Source organism: Haladaptatus pallidirubidus (genome assembly GCF_020700235.1).
Classification (GTDB): Archaea; Halobacteriota; Halobacteria; order Halobacteriales; family Haladaptataceae; genus Haladaptatus; species Haladaptatus pallidirubidus.
On the sequence record NZ_CP085302.1, the window covers coordinates 283593 to 304382 of the forward strand.

General features: G+C 57.4%; 13 protein-coding genes and 2 pseudogenes. 6 read left to right on the top strand and 9 right to left on the bottom strand.

The features are described from left to right. Positions 1–12: 12 nt before the first annotated feature. The 4 genes from LIX15_RS22185 to LIX15_RS22200 all read right to left on the bottom strand — a co-directional run bounded on the left by LIX15_RS22185 (position 13) and on the right by LIX15_RS22200 (position 6658). Complete coding sequence (locus tag LIX15_RS22185; protein ID WP_227777528.1) at positions 13–1719, bottom strand: ABC transporter substrate-binding protein; 1707 nt, start codon at positions 1717–1719, stop codon at positions 13–15. Between the two features lie 172 nt (positions 1720–1891). Beyond that, on the bottom strand, positions 1892–2986 hold the full coding sequence (gene gfo6, locus LIX15_RS22190) for a D-xylose 1-dehydrogenase Gfo6 (protein ID WP_227777517.1): 1095 nt from the start codon (positions 2984–2986) through the stop codon (positions 1892–1894). 404 nt (positions 2987–3390) lie between these two features. Next, complete coding sequence (locus LIX15_RS22195) at positions 3391–5619, bottom strand: glycoside hydrolase family 3 N-terminal domain-containing protein (protein ID WP_227776992.1); 2229 nt, start codon at positions 5617–5619, stop codon at positions 3391–3393. A 154-nt stretch (positions 5620–5773) separates the two neighbouring features. Continuing rightward, positions 5774–6658 carry a fumarylacetoacetate hydrolase family protein gene (locus tag LIX15_RS22200; protein ID WP_227776993.1) on the bottom strand — a complete coding sequence of 295 codons (885 nt, stop codon included), beginning with the start codon at positions 6656–6658 and terminating at the stop codon, positions 5774–5776. Between the two features lie 352 nt (positions 6659–7010). Here LIX15_RS22200 and LIX15_RS22205 point away from each other — a divergent pair, with 352 nt between their 5' ends. Continuing rightward, a complete protein-coding gene (locus LIX15_RS22205; protein ID WP_227776994.1) occupies positions 7011–7919 on the top strand; it encodes a HEAT repeat domain-containing protein in 909 nt (302 codons plus the stop codon). 28 nt (positions 7920–7947) lie between these two features. On the opposite strand, the gene LIX15_RS22210 is transcribed toward LIX15_RS22205, so the two are convergent. Next, positions 7948–8181 (bottom strand): hypothetical protein, encoded by a 234-nt coding sequence (locus LIX15_RS22210; RefSeq protein ID WP_227776995.1) that lies wholly within the window; start codon positions 8179–8181, stop codon positions 7948–7950. 70 nt (positions 8182–8251) lie between these two features. Continuing rightward, entirely contained in the window at positions 8252–10342 is a 2091-nt protein-coding gene (locus tag LIX15_RS22215) for an alpha-glucuronidase family glycosyl hydrolase (protein ID WP_227776996.1), read from the bottom strand. Between the two features lie 169 nt (positions 10343–10511). Here LIX15_RS22215 and LIX15_RS22220 point away from each other — a divergent pair, with 169 nt between their 5' ends. Continuing rightward, positions 10512–11276: an IclR family transcriptional regulator gene (locus LIX15_RS22220; RefSeq protein ID WP_227776997.1), complete on the top strand. Its 765-nt coding sequence runs from the start codon at positions 10512–10514 to the stop codon at positions 11274–11276. A gap of 1197 nt (positions 11277–12473) precedes the next feature. Here LIX15_RS22220 and LIX15_RS22225 read toward each other — a convergent pair. Beyond that, positions 12474–13804: pseudogene (locus tag LIX15_RS22225) on the bottom strand (permease). Between the two features lie 371 nt (positions 13805–14175). Here LIX15_RS22225 and LIX15_RS22230 point away from each other — a divergent pair. After that, entirely contained in the window at positions 14176–14532 is a 357-nt protein-coding gene (locus LIX15_RS22230; RefSeq protein ID WP_227777529.1) for a four-helix bundle copper-binding protein, read from the top strand. Between the two features lie 131 nt (positions 14533–14663). Here LIX15_RS22230 and LIX15_RS22235 read toward each other — a convergent pair. After that, positions 14664–16919, bottom strand: a pseudogene (locus LIX15_RS22235) (copper-translocating P-type ATPase). A 213-nt stretch (positions 16920–17132) separates the two neighbouring features. On the opposite strand from LIX15_RS22235, the gene LIX15_RS22240 reads away from it, so the two are divergent. The 3 genes from LIX15_RS22240 (at position 17133) to LIX15_RS22250 (ending at position 19512) form a co-directional block, all read left to right on the top strand. Beyond that, on the top strand, positions 17133–17624 hold the full coding sequence (locus LIX15_RS22240; RefSeq protein WP_227776998.1) for a CBS domain-containing protein: 492 nt from the start codon (positions 17133–17135) through the stop codon (positions 17622–17624). Positions 17625–17883: 259 nt separating this feature from the next. Next, on the top strand, positions 17884–18435 hold the full coding sequence (locus LIX15_RS22245; protein WP_227776999.1) for a hypothetical protein: 552 nt from the start codon (positions 17884–17886) through the stop codon (positions 18433–18435). A gap of 75 nt (positions 18436–18510) precedes the next feature. Then, positions 18511–19512, top strand: coding sequence for a sulfite exporter TauE/SafE family protein (locus LIX15_RS22250; RefSeq protein WP_227777000.1), 1002 nt, complete (start codon positions 18511–18513; stop codon positions 19510–19512). A 230-nt stretch (positions 19513–19742) separates the two neighbouring features. Here the strand turns inward: LIX15_RS22250 and LIX15_RS22255 are convergent, their stop codons facing one another. Beyond that, positions 19743–20561: a DUF7972 family membrane protein gene (locus tag LIX15_RS22255; RefSeq protein ID WP_227777001.1), complete on the bottom strand. Its 819-nt coding sequence runs from the start codon at positions 20559–20561 to the stop codon at positions 19743–19745. Between the last annotated feature and the right edge of the window lie 229 nt (positions 20562–20790).

Sequence of the window (20790 nt, forward strand, 5' to 3'; positions counted from 1 at the left end):
GAGGTACGCGGACTATCCTTTGTACTGCAGTTCACCCTCGTGAAGCCACCAGAACTGTGGCCACTTAACGCGCCGATTCGGACTGTTTTCGCTAGCCTCCGTCCAATCGTCGTTCGTCGTCCACGACTGCTCGAACTTGGACACCAACCCCAGGAACGGCAGTTCGATGTGGTTGTGCCACGCCGACTGCTGGACGAACTGTCGAGCCTTGTCGTCGTTCGGCTGTTGTGCGATTTTCTCCGTCACTTTCAGCGGATTGAGCGTCATTTCCCCGCCGTTTCGGCCGGGAACCGTCTGCTCGGTGTCCGCTTTCTTGCGGTAGCCGTGGCCGCCTCCGATGTCGGTCGCCCACAGCTGGTAGTACAACGGGAAGTACGGGAACGCCGACCGAGCTCCACCCGGAAGCCAGTAGAAGCTTCCCATCTTGAAGTTGCTCTTGGAGTACTGGCCGAACCAGTCGTTCGTCGGCTTCGTCGTCACCGAGAAGTCGAAGCCGAATTCGTTCAACTGGCTGACGACTGTCTGGGTCATCGTCGTCCAGTCGGTCCACCCGGCGGGCGAGTAGTACTGTCCACCGAGTTTGTTGCCATTGTCATCCGTCCACGTGCCACCCTGCTTGGAGTATCCGGCGTCTTTGAGGAGTTGAGCGGCTTTGTTTGTCTGTTTCGACTCGGGACCGTAGGTTTCGAAGTCGTCGTACCAGTCGCCGAGCCACGATTTCTGGTCTTTCGGCGCGATACCACACGGAATCGGTGCCACGAACTTCGTCCGCGGCCCGGCGTTGTCCACGAGCGCCTGTCTGTTGATGACGTGCGCGACCGCCTGCCGGACGGCCCGCTCTCCAAACTGCGGGTCGTTGTGGTTGAAGACGATGCCGTATCCCCACTTAGCGGGTATGTTGACTTCCACGACGTTCTTCGGGAATTTCTTGGCAATCTCAGGCGGCGTGAACAGGCTCGTCGCCGCATCGACCTTCGTCCCCGACATGAGCGCCTGATGCTGGGCGGTGTTTCCGCCGTAGCTCTCGATGAGGTACGTGCTGAAGTTGACGTTGTCCGCGTTGTAGAACTCGGGGTTCCGCTCGAACTCGAACGCCTGTTGGTCTTTGCTGACGAACGACATCGCTCCGCTGGCGACCGGGTCTTCCCACGCCCACCGCAAGAACTCCGCTTCGGACTTATTGAGCCACTTCTCGTGGGTTTCTTTCTTCGTGTCGACGAAGAAGTTCGTGAGTTCGAACTTGATAATCTGTGGATTGGTCGGCCCGGACAGCATCAACTTGGCCTTCTTTTTACCAAGGATTTCGAAGTCGTCGAGGTAGCCCCAGAGGGAGCTACCGGTCTTTTTCGCCAACTTTAGTTGGACTTCGAGGTCCTCGGTCGTCCAATCGTCTCCGTTGTCCCACTTCAAATCGTTTCGGAAGGTGAGCGTGACTTCCTGACCTTCTATCTGAAGGTCGTCGAGCGCACCGAGCAGGAACTTGCTTTTGTTGAACGAATATTTGACAAAAGGAGCGAAGACGGCTCTTCCGGCCGGCCAACTGAAGTTCTGACTCCCCGACGAGTTGAAGTGAAGGTCGACTGGGTTGCCGGTGTAGGCGTTGACGTACGTCGCGTTGTGAACCGAATCCGAATTCGGCCCGTCGTTGCCGTTATTATTGTTTCCACCAGAACAACCGGCGAGCGCCGCGATTCCCGACACTCCTGCCGCTGCTAACATCTGCCGACGACTGATTACGTCGGGATACGCATCCCGACGGTTGTCAGATGACATAACATGGAACACATTGACAAAGATAGGATATAAACATTATGGATAATAATTCAAACATCCCGACTAAAACCGGTAAGCGGGCGGATTCGCGCCGATTCGGATTTTTCCTGTCTCCGCTTCACTCGTCAGTTGCGGGTTCAACACCGACCGTTTCGCCGGTCTCGCCCGCTTCGTAGATAGCCGCTATCGCGCGCATGTCCGTCAGGGCGTGCGCTCCGTCCGCGTACGGCGACGCATCACTGAGTAGGCAGTCGGCGAAGTAGTCGAACTCCTCGGTCATTTGGTTCACCGGGGGTACCTGCACCTCGGCCGTCGTCTCCCCGCGCCGAACGGTCATAAACCGCGTCTGGTCGGGGTAGAAGACAGGTTCGAGTAGTATCTCGCCCTCGGTTCCGACGATTCGGAAGTGACTTGCTCGCTGGGCGTTCTGACTGGCGGTAGCACTGACGACCGTCCCATCGTCGCAGACGAGTTCGAAACTGGCGTGTTCGTCCGGCACGTCGCCGAACCCCGTGGACTCCGAGCGGAGGTGCGCTCTGACCGATACCGGGTCGGCGTCGAGGACGAACCGGGCGGTGTTGAGCGGGTAGATGCCGAGATCCATCACGGTCGCGCCGTATCCCGTCAAATCGGGGTCGAGCCGCCATTGGTCGGGATTCGGGATGACGTCGAGCAGTGGCTGTGACATGTGGCCGTGAATCTGCACCGGGTCGCCGATGTCGCCCGCCTCGATTATCTCTCGCGTCCGGCGGACGGCAGGGTCGGTCTGCATCCGATAGGCGACCATCAGCGGCGTACCGGTGTCGGTACAGCAGTTGACGACCTGCTCCGCACGCTCGACGGACGCTTCCATCGGTTTCTCGCAGAGCACGGGTTTGCCGAACTCCGCGGCGGCTTCCACGTAGGGAAGGTGGAGCGCGTTTGGCGTGACGATGTAAACGGCGTCATAGGCGTCCTGCGCCGTACCATCGAGGAACTCCTCGTAGGTCAGTGCGTGCGTGACGCCGTCGTGGTCGTCGGCGACGCTGGCGGCCTTCTCGCTCGACCCGCTCACGACTACCGCGTTCTCACAGAATGTCGATGACGCTATCGCGGGCATCGCTTCCTCTCTCGTCCACCACCCGAGTCCAATCAGCGCGAATCGAACCGTCCCTTCACTGGAGCGTCGCCAGTCGCGCCGAGTAAACTCATCTATCGGTAGCTCGAACGTCATATACAGTCCTGTGCGGGACACCTACAAATATCCTTGTACTGTGCCATCAGTTCGCGTCACCGGACATTGTCTGTCGACTCTCACGCCCGGACGAGGCCAGCGTCGCTCGCATTTCGACAAACGTCGTAGTAAGATACAAATACTGTCGAACTCTCGGTCGAGTCGATGCAATCAACCTGTCCCAGATGTCACAGTCGAGTCGAGCGCACGAGTCACGGCAGTGTCGTCTGCTCAGACTGTGGATACGCGCCTCGCCACGGTTCGGACTGACACCTCAACGCGACCGACGACCGGGACTGCTCTTCTCCGGGTAGCGACTGCTCTTTGCGTCTTCCCATCAGCACGGTTTCCAAAGTCCGCCCACTGTATCGGGCGTGCAAGTCTGTCGAACCCGCCGAATTCGACTACGCCGACTGATTGTCGATCCGAACCGACGACTCGTGCTCCTCGACAAACACGCGATACTCCCCGGGTTCGACAACGTGGCCGTCCGGCGGTCGGTAGTAGCCGAACGCCGACGCGGGAACTGACACGGTTTGCTCGACCGACTCGCCGGGGTCGAGTTCGACGCGCTCGAATCCCACCAGCGTCCGCTCGGGCCTGACGCGCGCACTCGTCTGCTGTCGGGCGTACACCTGTATCGTCTCGGTGCCGGTTCTGTTGCCGACGTTCGACAGGGAGACGGTTACGCCGACAGTTCCCTCGGTACCAACCGGGTCGGCGGGAAGCGTCACGGTCTCGTACTCGAACGCGGTGTAACTCAGCCCGTGGCCAAAGGGATACAACGGGTCGTACGAGGCCGGGTGTTCGTCCTCGCCAATCGGACGAGGATGGGCGAGGTAGTCGTGATGTTGGGGCAGGTCACCCATCGACTGTGGGATCGAGACGGGTAACCGGCCACTCGGGTCGTTTTCGCCGAACAGCGTTTCCGCCACGGCCACCCCGCCTTCGCTCCCCGGATAGTATGCCATAAGAATTGCCGATACGTGCTCGGCCATCCAGTCTACGATGAGTGGGCGACCCGTCACGAGGACGCCGACGACCGGAACACCGGTCGCCTGGACGCGCTGGACGAGTTCCCGCTGTGCGTCCGGGAGATGAAGTTCGGAACGGGTTGGCCACTCGCCAGTATCGACGCCTGCTTGCGCGGACGGCCCGAACTCGTGGAGATACCACCCTTCGCCGACCGCGAGCACCGCGACGTCCGCCGCGGCCGCCTTTTCGACTGCGGCATCGATGTCTCGCTCCTCGTTGAGAGTCGTCCCTTTCTCGTAGGTGAGCGAGCCACCGAGTCGTGATTCCAGCGCCTCCCGAATTGTCTTCCCCGGGACGCCGTCCGGACTTTGAACGCTCCAGCCTCCGAGTTGGTGGACGAGGTCGTCGGCGTTCGGTCCACCCACGAACACGTCCTCCTCGCCGGTGAGCGGGAGTAGTCCATCGTTTTTCAGAAGCGTCATCGACTGCCGGGAGACGTCGCGGGCTACCCGCCGGTGGTCTTCGTGTCCGAGTGTCTCGTGAGCGGTATCGAGTTCGACGTATGGGTCTTCGAACAGTCCCAGTTCGAACTTCAACCGAAGAATCCGTCGAACGCTCTCGTCAAGCGTTGCTTCGCCCACCGCTCCTTCCTCAACGAGGGAAACGAGGTGTTCGGCCGCCTCGACGTGACCGACCGACTCGACGTCGAGCCCGGCAACGCGCGACTGACGAACTCCGTCGCGGCGATTCGACGCAGTGCGGTGGTCGTCGTGCAGATGCCTGACACCGTTCCAGTCCGAAACGACGTGTCCCTCGAAGCCCAGTTCGTCACGGAGCAGTTCCCGGAGCAATCGTGAAGACCCGTGCGTCGGTTCGCCGTTTATTGAGTTGTACGACGGCATGACGGACGCCACGCCGGCGTCGAGCGCGCTCTCGAACGGGCCAAGGAATACGTTCCGGAGTTTGTACTCCGAGACGTCGACCGGTGAGGCGTCCTCCCCGCGGTCGGGTTCGCTGTAAGCGGGGAAGTGTTTGGCCGTGGCGACGACGCCGTCTGGGTCGCCGATGCCGTCACCTTGGTATCCCCGCACCTTCGCCTCGGCCATCGCCGCACAGAGTCGCGGACTCTCGCCGAACGTCTCGAAGATTCGCCCCCAGCGCGGGTCGCGGCCAACATCGCACGTCGGCGAGTAGTTTTGGTGGGCACCCACGCGACGTGTCTCGACGGCGGTTATCGCAGCGGCGTCCTCGACAAGTTCTGGATTCCACGTCGCCGCAGTACCCAAGTTGTTCGGGAAGACCGTGGCCCCAGCGACGTAGGCGTTGCCGTGGACGGCATCGGCGTTCAGGAGGAGCGGAATCCCTAACCGAGTCTCCTCGGTCGCAATCCGCTGGAGTTCGGTAGCCGCTGCGACGGCATCGTCTATGTCCTGTGCGTGCGCCCCGGCCCAACCAAACGGGGCCGCGAGGCCGAGATGATGGTCGCGGATGGCTCGCTTGATGTCGCCTACGTCCTGTTCCAAGCCTAACTTTCCGGCCCACGTCCCCACCAGCTGTCCAGCCTTCTCCGCCGTCGTCATGCTGTCGAGCAAGTTTTCGACCCTCTCTTCGGTCGGGCGGTCTGGCTGTCGATACGAATCGTCCGGTGGTTGTGTCATCGACTATTCAATCGGTAGTAAATAATAAAAAGGTTCGTCCGCGTTTTTCGCGGCGGTTCAACCCGCTTCTAATTCACTGGATACACTACTTTGAACGGCAGCGTCAATCTCGTGTTCATCGAAGCGTCATGCGGTACCGTCCTCAAGTCGGTCATCAGACCACGATGGTGTCGTTGACGAGCGTTCCGATTCCGTCGATTGTGATGGAGACGCGGTCTCCTTCGGTGAGGGTGAATGTCTCCGGAGGAACGAGTCCCGTTCCCGTGAGGAGGATGACCGTATCCGGCAGGTTGTTGTGTCGGTAGAGGTACTCGACCAGTGTTTCACAGGTCGTTGCCATCTCGTTCGTAGACGTCGAATCCTCGTGAACGAGTTCGCCGTCGCGTTCGATGGAGAGCGACATAGCGAGGTCGTGGGGGTCGCTGACCGTCCCCTCCGTGGCGACGCACGGCCCGACCGCGCAACTGCGGTCGTACACTTTCGCCTGCGGGAGGTAGAGGGGATTTTCCCCCTCGATGTCGCGGCTCGATACGTCGTTCCCGACGGTATATCCGACGATCTCGCCTCGGTGAAGGACGACGCCCAGTTCGGGTTCCGGAACATTCCATTCGGAGTCACCTCGAACGCCGATGGAGTCGCGCGGGCCGACCGTTCGAGAGGGTGTCGCCTTCAAAAACAGTTCGGGACGCTCGCCTTCGTACACGTCGAGGTAGACTTCTGGTTTGCCACTCTCCGCTTCGCGGGCCTTCTCGCTGATATAGTACGTGACGCCCGCGGCCCACACCTCGTCTGCGACGACCGGGAGACCAGCGGACTGTTCGACCTCGCCCGGGGGAACGGACTCGGCATCCGGAATCCGGTCGCGTGCAAGATCGTCGATCGAACGGCCGCTGACGTTCGCGGCACGCGCGAGGTCAGTGAAAGACCCCAAGTCGGCCGAGGTAGTCGTCAAGTCGTACGCGTCACCGTGGTCGTCCACGACGACGAGGGAGTCCATGGCTGGACACCGTTCTCCACTAGGGAGCCGGTAATAGCGCATACACACTCATTGTGGAAGGTGCCTAAGAGAGTATCGGCATTTGATGTTTAGTCTAGAAGTACTGAGTTTTTTTGCTCTCCTCGTCGCTTTCGACCGCCATCAGTCCGTCTTTCGTCGTCCTCCACCTCCTCCAGCGGTAGGAAGATGTCCGCCGTTCACGTCGGCTTTCTCGAGGCCATGCCGTTGTGAGAGGTGTTGCCGCGTAGGGTTCGCTCCGTGAAGATGCCATTGTCGGCGGTTATTCAGTGTCAGTTCCTGTCTACCACCAAGATATTTATTCTTTATATATGGACAATAGCGTCATCCGAACCGAACCCGCACGTATTTACGACACTGTCCGCATCTTCTCACCATGACTTCGGACTCACCGAGTCCACTCGATGAAATCACTCCTGCATCGGTCACATCCAACGATGTCGACGAAACTTCGGTTCGCACCGCACTCTCGTCTCTGAATCCGACGGTTCGACAGCGTGGCGTCGAAGTCTGTGAAACCCTCGCAACGGTGGACGTCAATGCAGTGCGACCGGTCCTCGACGACGTCGCAGCGCTCGCCGCCGACGACAACGTGGCAGTATCGTTGCGCGCATTCGCCGTTCTCGACGCCGTTGCGGAGCGCGAGCCGTCAGCACTGGACGGGAAGCTAGTCGGCACCGTTAGCGCGCTCGACTCCGAAATCGTCGACGCCCAACTAGCCGGAGCAACGCTCCTCGGGACACTCGTCGTGAAACGACCTGACCTCGTCGCCCCGTACGCTCGCCAGCTAATCGAGGCCATTCGAGCGACGGAACCAGAGCCCGAAGTCCGGGATTTCGGCGACGTCGTCGACGACGAGGTGACACGGCGAACGCTCCAAGAGCACGAAGCGGCCGAACGCGGACGGCGTATCTTCGGCCGTCGGACACTAATCAACGTCGTGGTCGCCATCACCGAGCAGGAACCGTCGTCGTCGTTCGACGTCGTTGACAACCTCGTCGTACTGTTCGAGGACGTAGACCCCAGTGTCGTCGGCGGTGCTATCGACGCGCTCGGTGAACTGGCGGCAGCGAATCCGAGCGTCGTCGCTCCTGTTGGTGACCGACTGCGCGACTGTCTCGACCACGACCACCGCGTCGTCCGAGCGCGGTCCGTCCGCGCGCTCGGCCGCCTCGGGGACGACGCAGCGGTCGAAAAACTGCGAGCCCTCGCGGAAACCGACGACGACGAAAATGTCCGAACGATAGCCGCAGAGACGGCAGATTTTCTCGTAAACGGACTGTAGGACGGTACGTTGGTGCGTCGGTGGTATCTCAGCTCTCCATCGCTCGCTGGGTACAGTACCAATAGGTCACGCTGAAGAAGACGAACGCACCGACAACCAGCACCGCATCGAGGACGAGGATTGGGAACGTGTTGTCACCCGGTTCGACGTACAGTGCCGACAGCCCAAGGAAGAGACCCATAGCGATGAGGAGGGCGAGTATCAGTTTCATCTGTCTCCGTTGTGCGCAGACGAGATCCAACAGCGCCGACGTTTTCGGCATGGTTCGAGGATAGTAGACGGGCGTCAAAAGTGCAGTGGTCGGTCGCGGGGGTACTCGAGTTTAGATAGCACTACGCACCCGATTCGTCCGAGGCGTCGGCAGACGGTACGCGACCGCGCTGGTCGGGAACGCTCGAGCGTTCGTAGAAGAACGCGACCAGCGTGTCGCGCCACCGCTCCGCCTGCACTACCTGCTCGTCGAATCGTTCTGCGATGTGGCGGAACCGTTCGTCGTCTATTTTTCCGTCGAGCGAATTCCACTCATCGCGGAGACGTTCGGCCTCCGCGGCCCCGGCGAAGCAGTTGTCGTAGAGCGTCTGTACTACCGTTCGTCCATCTTCGAGCTCGTACTCCCATGGCAGGTGGTGAAAGAACAGGAGCAGCTCGTTCGGGCATGTCTCGGGGTCGTCGTACCCCGCCGCGAGTGCGGCGGGGTACTGTTGGGTGTAGCCGTTCCCCTTCGAATTGCGGTCTTTGCCAATACCGTCCTCGGTAGCACCGTGGTAGCCGGGCCATTCCTCTGGACTTGGGTCGTAGTGGTTCTCCAAGCGAGCTTCCCCATTGTACATCATGTGCAGAAGACCGAGTCCGCCGGTGGTGTAGTCGATGACCGCTGGCCAACTGTCGTGCATGATGTCCGTAACCGTCTCGATCACCGCGGGATCGTCACCGAACGTCTGTCGAACCCACTCGTCGGTGATGGTTTCATCGTCGAGGTCGGGATTCCAAGCGAGACGACCGTAACCGTAGAGATTGGCCTGTGCAAGGTAGTGGCCCGTCCAGTTTGGATCATCTCCTGGGCCACTAACCCCCGCGATGCCGGTGCCCTCCTCGGTGAACAGGTTCTTGACCCGCCTGCCCCGTCCCTCGGGGTCAGTGTCGAACTCCAGTACTTCCTTCCACATCGGGACGTGATAGCAGGCGTGGACGTGCTGGCCTGTGTACTCGCCAGTTATCTGTAGCTCCAACCCGAGATTCGTCTCCGGCATCTGCCCGAAGACCGGCGAGACGGGTTCGCGAGGCTGAAAATCGATGGGGCCGTTTTTGACTTGGACGGTGACGTTCTCGTGGAACTCGCCGTCGAGCGGTTCGAAGGTGTTGTACTGCTGGACTGCCCGGTCTTCGTGCGAGTCGTAGACGAACGCGCGCCACCAGACGCGACCACTATGAGGTTCGAGTGCCCGCGCGAGCACGTTCGCTCCGTTGACGTGGTCGGCGTCGTAGTTGTACGGTCCCGGCTGACCCTCGGAGTCGGCCTTGACCAGAAATCCGCCGAAGTCGGGAATGCATTCGTGGATTTCGTCCGCTTTCGCGGCCCACCACTGCTCGATCCGATCGTCGCACGGGTCGGCAGTGTCGAGATCGCCGAACTTCTCAGGGGCACCGAAATTCACCGAGAGGTAGAGACGGATACCGTAGCGCCGAAACAGTGCGGCGAGACCGGTTAGTTTTTCCAGATACCGTGTTTCGAGGAGTTGCCACCCGCCTAACTCGTTCGTCGCTTCGTTGGCACCGTCGCGGTTCGGAATCTGCGTGTTGACGTTATTGACAACGATACCGTTGATGCCGACGGACGCGAGTAAGCGGGCGTAGTCGACGTAGCGTTCGCGGAGGTCGGGCAGTCGCTCGAAGTCGAATATCGACGGCCCGGCGTATCCGCGTTCGACCGACCGACGGAACGGGTTGTCCCAATGGTTGACAATTCGCTCGGCGTTCGTCGGTTCTCTGACTACGTCGAGACTGTCGAGGGGACGTCCGAGCGACATGTGCCGGAGGAGGTAAAACGTCCCGTACACCAGTCCTCGGTCGGTGGACGCCGTGACGACCACGATTTCGGCACCCTCCCAGTCGGCGGTACGGATGAGAAAGCCTTCGTCATCGAGCGATTCGACAGCCTCGGACGACACGCAGTCACTGACCACTTCCATCTCGGCGGGCGTGCCGACCGCCAGAAAACCGTCCGCCGACCGCGGTGGATGTTGCCAGAAGTGGGGTTCGCGTCCGAGCAACCCTCGAAATCCACGCCGCAGTTCGTCCCGAACGGCACCGAGTTCCGGTGCCTCGACGGATGCGTAAACGTTCGAACAGCGCTCTCGATATGACTTCGAGGTCCCGTTTTCGGCGTACCGGAGCCAACAGTCGTCGTACTTCCCTCCAGACATCTCGTGGACGTTGCGCACCCGCCTGTAAATCGTTGACGGTTATCATGCCATGTCTTCGCGCCTCCCATCTCTGATCGCCACTGTACTCTGGATGTGATTCAGTAATACTGAATCAATTGTTATATTTTGGAACAAATGTTTCAATAGCCGGTAACGAGAATGCTGTGGCATGGGAAAGCAGGCAAAACACGCCGTAAAGTCGGTGGAGAACGCATTCGAGATACTTGATGCGCTGAAAGAACTCAACGGCGCAGGGGTTTCGACGCTCTCCGACCACTTGGAGCTGCCAAAGAGCACGATACACAACTACCTGAGTACTCTCCTGCAGGAGGAGTACGTCGTCAAAGACGGTTCGACGTATCACGTCGGAATCCGGTTTCTGGAGTACGGTGCCTTCGCTCGCGTCCAGATGGACATCTACGACATTGCGAAAAAGGAGATTGATACGCTGGCGGAAACGACGGGGGAGTTGGCGAACTTGATGGTCGAACAGCACGGACGCGGGTCGTATCTTCATCGCGCCCGCGGAGATCGGGCAGTTCAGGTCGAAGCCCATGTCGGAACGCGCGTTCCACTCCACGGAACCGGCTTGGGAAAGGCGATACTCGCCCACCTTTCCGAAGAGCGGGTCAACGAAATAATCGAGATGCACGGTCTCACCGGCTTTACCCCCGCGACTATTACCGACAAGGCGGAACTGAAGTCCGAATTGGAAGAGATACGTGAAACGGGCGTCGCGTTCGACGACGAAGAGCGCCTCTCGGGTCTGCGATGCGTCGCCGCCCCGATTCTGAGCAACAACGGGCGAGTCCTCGGCTCGATTAGCGTCGCCGGTCCCTCGAATCGGATCCGCGACCAGCGTTTCTCTGAAGAACTCCCAAATCAGGTGCTCGAAGCCGTCAACGTTATCGAACTAAACGTCACTTACTCGTAGAGCGCCAATTGAGGTCTCTTATCCTGCAAATCGGTCGTACCGTGCGTGGTTCTCATCGGTAATCCTGCTCTGTTGCTGAACAGACGGATCACATTGTCGTACTACTGTTCAGCTAATATGAAAACCGTATTTTCAGTTCCACCACTTCAAACTTAAAGCATCAGATGTATCATTTACTACCCGCTTGCCCAAATTTTCCGATAATTATACACAAAACGCCCATTGGGGATCAATATGACGAGCGAATCCTCGACTTCGGCGTTCATAATCCTAGAATCCGATATCGTGCGTCTTCACTAGTGTCTGACTCCAATACGCAGTATCCATTCCTACGACTGAGTCATGCATCCTTTTATTTTGGTGGCTCCAAATTTCTTTACATAGCCAGTTTTGTAACGCCTCGAATTAGTGTTGTTCCACCGAGAAGTGAGATAGTGAGTAACAGTAGTTACTCATCTGTTGGAGGGAGATTACAGTACTACGACTGTAATGGATATCTATTCCATAACTATCTTACTTATGTGTTTATTGTCATTCTTAATTATATATGTATAATTAGTTATGTCTGATGTGTCGCAGTTTGTATCCACAATGCGTTGCGGGTCGTATCACTCGATTCCAGCGCTGTCACGGATTTTTATTATGAATTCGATTGTCTAGTAACACACAAGTTACTTGATCTCTAAAGATAAATTATCTTATATTATCTCTATTATAACAACCTTCTGATATGTTATAGTATTATCTGTTATTTTTTATTCTACTATTTATATAAAAATATAATTTCCAAATTTATAATTTATACTTTAATATATTATTAGTTATTGAGGTCACGAGAGATTTCGTCTTTCGATAGAGGCTCGTTACCCCATCAAGAATGCCATCTACCCTACCACCTTTATTGAAGTCAACCACTTGATGCAGCAGTATTCCGTTTGGTGGGAGGTACTGCCAACTACCGTCTAGTTCCTATTCGCCTAAAGTCATGTGAATCAAGGGGCACTAGTAGTTGCACATAAATCGGTTCTGAAGTACCGGGGGCATTGCATTTCCGCTTAGTATATTAGTAAACACTACCGCTTCCTACCGTAGCCAATAGTATACTCTTTTTATGGTCTACCAAATTACAGTCTATTACGATACAGAAAGGGGGCTATCGACTGAGGTTTCGATCATTCTCAATAGGAATCTGTGGGGTTAGTCCGCCGTATGTGGATGCTCGTCGTGACCGCTCTCGTCGCCGACCGATTCCGAGCGGTGCAGCCAGTAGAGGAAGATGAAGAACACGGTCGCCAGTACGTTCAAGACCATCTTGTAGTTCATCTCGATTTTCACCTCTGCGATCTTCACGCTCGAGGCGGGGGGGATGACCCCGGCACCGAGGAAGATGAAGTGGATGACGAACCCTGTGAGGACTGCGGAGACGAAGATCATCCCCGAGAGGATGGCTGCAAACGTCATCCCGTAGTACTCCCGATAGGCCTCCATGATCGGTGGGACGATGAGATCTGCGTAGATGTAGCTCAGCACCGACCCGAATGGGAGGCCATTCGAGAAGAGGATGGCGCCGAACGGTACATTACCAACCGAGCAGACGAACGTGGCGACGCCGACGATAGCGCCGAGCACTGCGGTCCAGAAAACATAGACGGGTAGACCGAACGTCGCGCCCGAGAACACCGATGTCCAGACTTGTTCGGGAATAAAGCCGGCGATGAGTCCCGCGAAGATGAACCCGATGGCGATCTCGTCCCAGAGCATCCCCCACTCTTTCCACTGCTTGTCGGCGAGTGCCTTCCACCCTGAGAGTGACGTCGATTGTTCTCGGATAGTCGTGTTGGCTTCTTCGGGGTCAAAGCTTTCCTTGCAGGACTGCGAGCAGAAGTAGTACGTCTGGCCGTCGTGTTCGGTGGAATAATCAGCTTCCTCGGGGTTTACTTCCATCCCACAGACCGGGTCCTGGACTGTTGGAGTGCCTTCGTTGAGGACGTTCTGGCGAGCCTGTTCGACGACGTCGTCGGGGACGATGTAAACGAACCCGAGCGCCATCAAGCCGATGAGCATGAACCCGCCGATGATATCCGCGAGCAGGAACTGCCAGCCCAATAGAATCCAAATCACGGCACCGATCTCGATGACGAGGTTCGTACTCGCGAACATGAACGCACCGATGGTCGCCGCCGCCGATCCACCTTTCTTGAAGAGGTTCTTCGCGGTCGCAATGGCGCTGTACGAACACGACGAGGAGACGAATCCGAACAGCGATCCGTAGCCGATCTCCCGCACACCGTGTCCATCGAGGAGGTCTGCGACTTCCTGGTTGGACGTCCATGCTTCGACGCCGCCCGCGATGGCAAACCCGATGACGAGTGCCCACCACGTAATCCACGCCATCGCCGCCGTCGTCGTCACGACTGGCGTGTGCTCTCGACAAAGAACGTTGCCAGTGGCTTCGACGTGGTGAAGACGCCGATTCCGACAGTTGCGAGCGCAATGAATGCGAGGATTGCGTACTCTCTTCGGTCCATACATACAACTTATGGGATAGTCCCCTTACGGAGTTTCGGCTAACAGAGTGTAATTGAGAGGCGGCCTGTGTTTTGGTTCATTAAACTCGTTGCCGTCGAGAGTCTAGTTTCTAGATCGAAGAAGTACATTTATTTATTATATCAAATATTTCTCGACTCGTATAAACAGATGCGTAAGGAGGGCTTTTTGTTTACATATAATTGATAATAGAGATATTGTCCAGTTTACCATGCACAGTACCGTTACATGGCATATTTTCCCTCAATACTTGACCGGATCACATGTCGCTTTTAGAACTTTGCTTACCGAACAGTCCTTTACAACTGAAGCCAGAAACGGGGAAAACGTGCCTGCTGTAGTACGGAGTGCAATGTCCCTTGCAGAAACGACGTCCAAGATCGACCACCTGAGCGAAGAACAACAAGAGTGTATCGAGATCTGCACCGAAGCAAGCGAAGTCTGTGAGTGGTGTGCCGATGAGTGTACTAGTAGCGAGGAGATGGCAGAGTGCCTGCGGCTCTGCCGTGATGTAGCCGATGTCGCGTCGCTACACGCTCGCTTTATGGCGCGCGACTCGAACTACAGCAGCCAGCTCGCCGAAACCTGTGCGGGCGTCTGCGAGGAATGTGCCGAAGAGTGCGAGCGCCATGACGCCGAGCACTGCCAGGTCTGTGCCGACGTTCTCAAAAAGTGCGCCGAGAGCTGCCGCAACATGATGAGCGCCTGAATGACCGAGCGCTCGGCATCGATCCACACAGCTGCTTTGTGCCAGTCTAATAGATCGGCCACTGATCGGAGCAAACCGTATCAATACGAGCTTTGGGGTGCGAAGGAGTCGAAGAGTGATGTAGTCTTCAATTAGTCGGCCGGTCGTGGACTCCCAGAAGGAGAAGTTCCTGGAAGCGATGGAAGATCGAGATCGACGCGACGGAGGAACTGGGCATTGATGGCGACGATGATCGTACTGAGTGACATCAAAAGTGCCCCGACGGCAGGTGAAAGGAGGATTCCAATCGGTGCGAGCACGCCCGCTGCAAGCGGAATCGCGAAGACGTTGTAGCCCGCAGCCCAGACGATGTTTTCCTGCATTTTCCGGTAGCTCGCCTTACTTAGCTTCACGAGTCGGACCACATCCATCGGATTGTTCTGGACGAGGATGACGTCAGCTGACTGGACGGCGACGTCCGTCCCACTTCCGATTGCGATGCCGACGTCGGCCCGCGCCAGTGCGGGTGCGTCGTTGACACCGTCGCCGACCATTCCGACAAGTTTACCCTGGTCCTGGAGTTCCTGTACCTTCTTGTACTTGTCTTCGGGCAAGACCTCGGCGAACACCGTGTCGATACCTAGTTCGTCCGCGACGGCGTTTGCGACATCTCGGGCGTCACCAGTTAGCATTGCGACCTCGATGTCCAGGTCGTGGAGCGCGTCAACGACTCGGTAGCTTTTCTCGCGGATGACGTCGGCCATCGCGAACGCAGCTATTAGTTCTCCTTCCTGCACGAGATAGACGACCGTCCGGGCGTTTTCGCCCGCTTTGTCGGCGAAATCCCGTAGATTAGCCGGAGCATCTCTGTCGAGATGCTCTAAGAGGTTCGGTCCTCCGACATAGACCTCTTGGCTCTCGACGGTTGCGCGAACGCCACGGCCCTTCATCGCCTCAAAGTCGTCCGCAGCAGGCGCGTCGATTCCCCGCTCGGCGGCGGCCTCCCTGATAGCCCCAGCGATCATGTGCTCGGAATCTCTCTCGACGGCGGCAGCGAGGCGGAGTGCATCCGCTTCATCAACGCTGTCGGCAGTTGCCGTCCCGACGACGCCATGTTCCCCCTCGGTGAGCGTTCCAGTCTTATCGAAGATGATTGCATCGAGATTCCGTGCCTCCTCCATGGCGATGCGGTCGCGGACGAGCATCCCGTTGCGAGCTGCTAGCGAGGTGTTGATTGCAACCACTAGGGGAATCGCAAGACCGAGTGCATGTGGGCAGGCGATGACGAGGACGGTGACCACCCGTTCGATCACGGTCGCATCGAACGTCGTCGCGACTGTCCACGCGACTGCGGTGAGTAGTGCGGCCCCGACGGCGACGTAGAATAGCCATCCCGCTGCGCGGTCGGCGAGTACCTGTGTCTTCGATTGACTCGACTGCGCCTCCTCGACTAGGCGCATGATCCCGGCAAGGGTCGTCTCGTCGCCGGTCGCGTCGATCCGTACCCGTAGGCTCCCATCACCGTTGACCGTACCGCCGATTACCTCGTCGCTGGGTTCCCTGGCGACGGGGTTGGGCTCGCCGGTGATCATTGCCTCGTTTACGTCCGACTCGCCGTCCTCGACGATGCCGTCCGCGGGAACGCTGGCGCCCGGGCGTACGAGAACGAGGTTGTCCTCCGAAAGTTCATTCACCGGTACCTCCTCGATGTCACCTGACCCAGTGATCCGCTCTGCAGTGTCGGGCATCAGTTTCGCGAGTTCGTCTAAGGCACTGGACGCCCGTCGGACTGACCGCATCTCGATCCAGTGGCCCAGCAACATGATGTCGATCAGTGTCACGAGTTCCCAGAAGAACGCAGACTGTGTCGGGAAGACGACGCTCGCCAAGCTATAGATGAACGCGACAGTGATCGCCATCGAAATGAGTGTCATCATCCCTGGCGAGCGATCTTTCAGTTCGGGGCTGGCCATCTGGAGGAACGGCATACCGCCGTAGGCGAAGACGATCACCGCGAAGATGGTATTTATCCACTGGCTCCCCGGAAATACCGGAACGGAAAAGCCGAGGGTCTCCTGGAGGAACGGACTTTAGAGAAGAACAGGAATCGAAAGGAGGGTCGAAACGAAGAATCGTCGACGGAACATCTGTTCGTGTCCTTCGTGCACCCCCTCATGATCACCGTGATCGTTGCCACCGTTGCCGTGACCCATCCCATGCCCATCGTGTTCTGCAATCTCTCGCTCGGCCTCGTCATCGTCATTGGCCTCTTCCTCAAGCATGGATTGCTCTACGCGGTCTTCCTCATTGGTTCCGACTGGCTCATCGTCATCTACGCTGTTGCGACCATGGTGAGAATTGGCCCCTGATGGAGGATCTCCGTTCTGTGAGTGTTCGTGGTCGTCCATGGCGAACTTATGGACGTACGATCCAGAGGTTGATGGATGTGTGGGCTTTACATCGAGTCGATCACAGTATATCGCAATGACCTCGTCAACCGTGAGTACGATCATCGTTGCGTTTGCCGACGACAGCGTAGACCAGTAGTGTGAACGCCGACTCGGCATGGCCTTTGAAGTCAGCCGAATAGTTTACTGTATTGCTAGCGTATGGCTGGTGCTATGGCCACCGAACGCACTGATCTCGGGATGACCGCCCGACGACTCGCACGGACGGACGTGGTCAGCGTCACGCCAGACACGCCCATCACCAAGACTGCCCAAATAATGCGCGACCGAACGGTCGGAAGCGTCCTCGTCATCGAAGGCGACGAATTAATCGGCGTCGTCACCGACCGGGACATCGCCGTAGAAGTCGTCGCCGACGGCTCAGCCAGTCTAACCCACGAAGTCACCGATCTCGAAATGCTCACTGCACAGGACGTGATGACCGCGGATCCCCAGTCCGTTGACGCAGACGCGAAAATCCAGCGTGTCCTGCGGGCGATGAATGACGCTCACGCACGCCGGATTCCAGTCGTTGACGACGACCACGTTGTCGGTATCATCGCGTTTGACGACCTAGTGCTCCACCTTGCCGGGGAATGCACGCACGTTTCCGCGCAACTCGACAGTCTGGCCGAAGTCATCCACGCCGAATCGCCATCGAACTGAGATTGCGACTCGACGTTCTCGTAGAAACGTTCGTGCAAACAAGATGGGTGGAATGATATGATTAGATACTCGTGTCCGATATTAGTTTGATTTATTGTCAGCTCTGGCGTAGTCATGAGGGGGGAATACTATGTTCGAGACACCACGACAAACAAAACAGACACGAAGACGATTCATCGCGACTGTGGGAGGGACTGTAATTGGGTTGGCATCCGGTGTGAGCGCACAAGAAACGACATCTCGTGACCATCAGCGAGGTATGTGTTGTTTCCGCTTCGGCGGCCGCGTCTCCGGATGGCAAGGACAGGGGCCACAGTCGATTACTGGACAACAAAATCCGACGCTCCAGCTTAAACCAGGAAGGACGTATGGAGTCATGTGGCAAAACCTCGATGGGCAGCCGCACACGTTCGCGCTGAGAGACTCGAATGGTGAGAACCTTCCCGTGATATTGCCAACTGTGCGAACCATGCAGAACGGCGGGCCGATGATGGGTGGTCAGAACGGGACGATGGTGGGCGGAGCGAATGGCACCATGATGGACAGGATGATGGGCGAACATCAAGGAAGGAGGCAACCACCCGAAGATGCGATTCGAGTTACGCCGCAGGTCGCTGAAGAAGGATCGGTACAAATGCTCGCATTCGTCGCGACGCGTGACATTGCTCAGTATATTTGTACCGTGCATCCATCGACGATGGTTGGTGACGTGACTCTGAGACCCGATCAAGGTAATTCCGGTGGACAACATGGTGGTAATGGCAATCACGGCGACAAGAGTGACAATACGGGAAGTCACGCACACGACTGACGATCCGAGCGTGTGTCGTCAGTCCACACCCTCGGAGTAAGACCCAATACCGTTGTGCTCGTAACTGATAGCGACATGGGGGGAATGAGCCTGTGGTCGTTCGAACCGGGAATCGCGTTCTTCGTTTTCTTCGGATTCACGGTTGGAATCCTCTTCGGCTTTTTCGGTCTCGGTGGGAGTTTCTTCGTCACGCCAGCACTGCTCGTTCTCGGCCATCCGGTCGAAGCGGCGGTTGGCTCCGGGCTGGTGTTCGTCTTCGGAACGTCGATTACGGCCGTCGTAACACACCGCCGTCTCGGCCACATAGACTACAAATTGGGAGGGCTCCTCGTCGCGGGGATGACGATGGGGTTAGAGGTCGGGAAGCGGGTGTTGTTCGAGCTTTCAGCCATCGGACTCGCAGACCTCATCGTTAGCACCGCATACGTCGGGTTGTTAGCGGCAGTCGGACTATTTGTGCTATTCGACGCTCGTAACAGAACTTCCGTGCAGGGAACAGTCGTAGATGCGAACGTCCTGCGACAAATTGGAACCGTCCACGTTCCGCCGATGCTATCGATTCGTGAAGAGGTTACCGTTTCCATATGGATAATGTTGGCAATTGCGTTCACGACGGGGATACTGGCGGGCGTTCTCGGTGTCGGCGGCGGGTTTCTCATTCTGCCAATCCTAATGTACGGGCTGAGTCTACCGGAAACGGTAGCGGTGGGGACTGACATCTTTCAGATCGCGATTTCGAGTGGATACGGGTCGTTTATGTACGCCAGAGCGGATGCGGTCCACCTCTCGGTCGTCGTCCCGTTACTCGGCGGGAGCGTCTTCGGCGCGTATCTTGGATCTCAGTTAACGGAGTTCGTTGAGGAGGCGAAGTTCAAGCAGTACTTCGCGCTCATTCTACTCGTCGACAGTGTGGCAGTGGCGAGCAAAACGATCAGTCACACCTACGGTGTCGTCGCCCTGCACGTCCTGAGTCTCGTTCTGCTCTTCGGAACTGCAGTGGTCATGAGTTCCATCGTTGTCTCGTTCGGAACTCGAAACGCCCTTCGAGAAGGCGATACTCTGTCGAAAAATAACTGAATAAACGAGGCGTTTTAGTTCTCGTTTCGACGTCGGACGTTTCGAACCGCATAGACCAAGATGGTCAATTGGACGACGACCAGCACTACCGTGAATCCCCAAAATGCGATGGCAGTAAATATCGAAGCACTGCCTAACCAGAGGCTAACCAGCACGAGCGTCACGAGGACGTATGCGAGTTCACGTATTTGTGAAGTCCATCTCGTATTGAATCGAGCTCAAAGCACTAATCAGAACTGGTGTTCTTCGTCTGACGCGGTGAACGGCGCAACCGACGCGTTGTGTTGGGCGACCAACGAGAGTCGGAGGACGAACGAGAAGAGGACGGCGAACGGCCTGAACCCTGCGGTAAGTACAATAGGGACGAGAACGTCGAGCCACCCGGCGACGAGTGGCGTCGTCTTCACGCCGCCATAAACAACGAGGACAACGGCTGAGAGGAGTTCTGCAGGTACGCCGACGTACAAGATGATTCGCGATAGATGTGAGAGTTCCTTTTTGACGTAGACGGTTCGGAAGTACTTGCGGGCGACGTCGATTTGTATGAAGTTCGTTCGAATCTCTCCGAACAAGTTTCGCTGGTCGTCAGTCAAGTATTCGTCGAATTCGACCTCTATTCGGTTGATTTCACGGAGTTGCTGGGCGTGATTTGTCCCGAGTGTCACCTTGATGACTGCGAAGATTTGCACTGGTTCTGTGTCGAGCGTCCGAAGAACCGTCTTTACATCCGTTAGAACATTGTCGGCGAACGTCTCGACACGTTCCTGTAAGCGGTCGTCTGTATTGTTTGCCACGCTCTCACGGAGTTCTTCGGTCCGCGCTTCGGTCGTTTCGTGCAGAAACCGCAAGAAGCTCCCCGGCAGTACCGGAGCTACCGATTGGTCGGCACGTTCTTGAGCGTCCTCACGGTATTCGAGCGCGTCTTCGATACGCCGACGTAACTCACCGGGTGCACTCAGTTCACGCGACAGGACGAGCTGGTTGATTGAGAGCACGACCGGAATCATCGTGAAATTCCCGCCGAGGAACGCACTGAATAGAAAGTACATCGGACTGGACGGCCGACCAGAGAGGATATCAACGGACGTCAGCAAAGAAGAGGAAAACTCCACCGAGAAACACACCGGCGAGAGTCACGCGGTTGCCGTCCACGAGCAGCCACCGGAGCGGTCGGTTGGACAAGCCATTACTAGGTCGTTGTTCTTCAGACATCAGTGGATGCTTTCACATTCGGCGCGGCCGACTAATCCATTCTGGCATTCTAATTTCACGGTTTTA